At 66.3% G+C, this 2,853-nt stretch carries 4 protein-coding genes; 2 read left to right on the forward strand and 2 right to left on the reverse strand.

All coding sequences use genetic code 11. The features are described 5' to 3' along the window. Both ACTHLF_RS19915 and ACTHLF_RS19920 read left to right on the forward strand, forming a co-directional pair. On the forward strand, positions 1-382 hold a 382-nt coding region (locus tag ACTHLF_RS19915; RefSeq protein ID WP_440329764.1), incomplete at its 5' end, for an aminotransferase class IV. A gap of 87 nt (positions 383-469) precedes the next feature. Next, the gene (locus tag ACTHLF_RS19920) at positions 470-1,342 is read left to right on the forward strand and encodes a DUF2846 domain-containing protein (RefSeq protein ID WP_440329766.1); all 873 of its coding nucleotides are present in this window, start codon (positions 470-472) and stop codon (positions 1,340-1,342) included. A 106-nt stretch (positions 1,343-1,448) separates the two neighbouring features. On the opposite strand, the gene ACTHLF_RS19925 is transcribed toward ACTHLF_RS19920, so the two are convergent. After that, entirely contained in the window at positions 1,449-2,732 is a 1,284-nt protein-coding gene (locus tag ACTHLF_RS19925) for a sensor histidine kinase (protein WP_440329768.1), read from the reverse strand. Continuing rightward, positions 2,716-2,853, reverse strand: a 138-nt coding sequence (locus ACTHLF_RS19930) for a helix-turn-helix domain-containing protein (protein ID WP_440329770.1), incomplete at its 5' end; no start/stop codon positions are given. The genes ACTHLF_RS19930 and ACTHLF_RS19925, both read right to left, overlap by 17 nt.

Raw genomic sequence — 2,853 nt, forward strand, 5'->3', positions numbered from 1 at the left:
CGAGGGCATCGCCCTGGCCTCGACCGGCCTGCTCAGCGAAGGCGCGGGCGAGAACCTGTTCCTGGTGTTCGATGGCGTGCTCCACACCACGCCGGCCAGCGCCTCGATCCTCACCGGCATCACCCGCCACACCCTGATGACGCTTGCCCGCGAGGAAGGCATCGAGGTGGTCGAGCGCGACCTGCCGCGTGAGTACCTGTACCTCGCCGACGAGATCCTGATGTGCGGCACGGCCGCCGAGGTCACCCCGATCCGCTCGGTGGATGGCAAGAAGGTCGGCAGCGGCAAGGGCGGCCCGATCACCCGCCGCCTGCAGGACCTGTACTTCGGCCTGTTCAATGGCAAGACCCAGGACCGCTGGGGCTGGCTCGAGCCGGTCTGAGCCACTTGTGCTCCTCCCCTGGCGGCGCGCTACGATGCGCCCGCCAGGGAAACGCCAACCAGGACTGGCTAACAGGGGAGTCAACCAATGAAACGTACCTTCTTCGCCGCCGCGGCCATCGCGGTGGCGCTGCTCGTGACTGGCTGTGCCAATGTGCAGAAAGCCAGCGAGGCCGATAGCGAACACGCCAAGGTGTTCAGCCCGATCGCCGATAAGGCGGTGCTCTACATCTACCGCGATGAAAGCTTCGGCTCCGCCATCAAGATGCCCGTCTCGGTCGACGGCGTGATGGTCGGTGAGACCGGACCGAAGTCGTTCCTCGAGCTGGCCGTGACGCCGGGCCATCACACCATCATGTCGCACACCGAGACCAACCCGACGCTCGATATCGATACCGAGGCGGGCAAGGCGTATTACGTGTGGCAGGAAGTGAAGATGGGCATGTGGGCGGCTCGCAGCCTGTTGCATCGCATGTCGGATAGCGAAGGCCAGTCCGGCGTGCGCAAGTCCGAACTGCTGCAGACCATGGCGCCCGCGATGCGGATGAATGCCGCGGTGGCAACGCCGGTGCGTGAAACCGAAGCGCCCGCTCCGGCGGCTGCCGAACCGGTAGCCGCCACGCAGACGGCATCTGCGCCGGCTCCGGTGGCCCAGCCTGCCGCCGCGGTTGAGGCCGCACCGGCCACGGCTGCGGTCCCGGCAGCGGAAAGCGAGGGTGATTCCGCCCCCGTCGCGCAGCCTGCTGCGGGTGGCATCGCCGCGCTTGACGACCGTATAGGCAAGCCCATGTTCGATGCCGCGCAGGACGTTGCCTCGAGGCACCAGTGCGAGCGCCTGCTGCGCGTGCGCAGCGTGAGTGGTGACGACGCCCGCTTCTACAGCGCCTGCCCCGGCACGAGCACGCCTATCGAGATCGCGTGCCACGGTGCGGCTTGCAGCGAGGCTGCGCCGCAGGGTTAAGCCCATCGCGTAGGAGCCCACCCTGTGGGCGACGCCGTTCGCGATGAAGCCGCAGGTCCTGCGAGGCTATCGCGAAAGATGTCGCCCACAGGGTGGGCTCCTACGATCAGCGGAAATCGATGGTGGAAATAGCGCCGGCCATTTCAGGGCGCGGGCGCAGCGACACATCCCAGCCGTACAGCTCGCACAAGCGGCGCACGATGGCGAGGCCGAGGCCCGCACCACCGCCGGTGGCGCTCTCGCCACGGATGCCGCGCTGGAACAGCTTCTCGGCGTCCTCGGGCTTGATGCCCGGGCCCGTATCCAGCACATCGATGCGGCCATCGAGCACGCGCACGGTGACCTTGCCTTCCATCGTGTATTTGATGGCGTTACCGATAAGGTTGGTCAGCGCGACGGACAGCACCGATGCCGGTGCATTCACCGCGACGGTGCCGTCGGACACCAGTTCGATCTCGATCGGCTTGCCACCCATCTGCGGGCGCTGGCTTTCGATCACGTCGCTGGCCACCTTGGCCACGTCGGTCACTTCACCACGCGTCGGCCCGCGACGTTCCGCGCGCGAAAGCAGCAACAGCGCTTCGATCAGTTCGGTCGCCTGGCGTGACGCGCGCTCGATCCGCTTGAGGCGCTCGCGCAGCTTGTCCGTCATATCCGGCGAACCCTGCAGCAACTCCGTGGTGCTGGCGATCACCGCGAGCGGCGTACGCAGTTCGTGGCTCACGTCGGAATTGAACTCGCGATCGCGCTCGACGACGGCGGTAAGCCGCGTGGCGTACTCATCCAGCGCCACCGCCAGCTCGCCCACTTCATCGTCGGCGAAATGCGGCGCCAGCGCCTCGGCCTTGCCGACGCGGCGGAAGTCACGCAGGCGGCGTGCCAGGTCGGTGACCGGGCGCAGCACTCGCGAAGAAAGCCACACGCCGAGCACGAGTGACAGAAGCCCGAACAGGAACACCGCCGCGATCACGCTGGTGACCAGCTGGCGTTTGCCCAGCTCATCGCGCGATACATCGAACTGGATGAAGTTGATCAGGCCACCGGCGCGACGCACCGCCACCTTGTAGTGATGGCTCTTGCCGTCCTTGTCGTCCTCGAAGACATCGTGCACGCCAGTGTCGAGGCCCTGCCATGCAAGCGGCGCCTTGTAGATCGTGCGATCGCTGAATGTCGCCGCCTTGACGATCTCGATCGCAGGCGGCTCGTTCGGATTGGCCTGAACCTTCTGGTTCAGCGAGTCGACCTCGTCCTGCAGTGCCGAGTTGATCAGCTGCTCTTCGACGCGCGTACGGATATTGAGCGCGGCGAATGCGAACAGCGCACTCAGGCCGAACCCGAACAGCGTGAACGTGACGATCAGGCGGAAGCGGAGCTTACGTCGGGACCGCATCCGGGTCGACCATGCGATACCCGATACCGTGGCGGGTGTGGATCAACGGCTTCTCGAACGGCTTGTCGATAGCGGCGCGCAGGCCATGGATGTGCACGCGCAGGGAATCCGAATCCGGCAG

The organism is Luteibacter sp. (assembly GCF_051958795.1).
In the GTDB taxonomy this organism is placed as follows: domain Bacteria; phylum Pseudomonadota; class Gammaproteobacteria; order Xanthomonadales; family Rhodanobacteraceae; genus Luteibacter.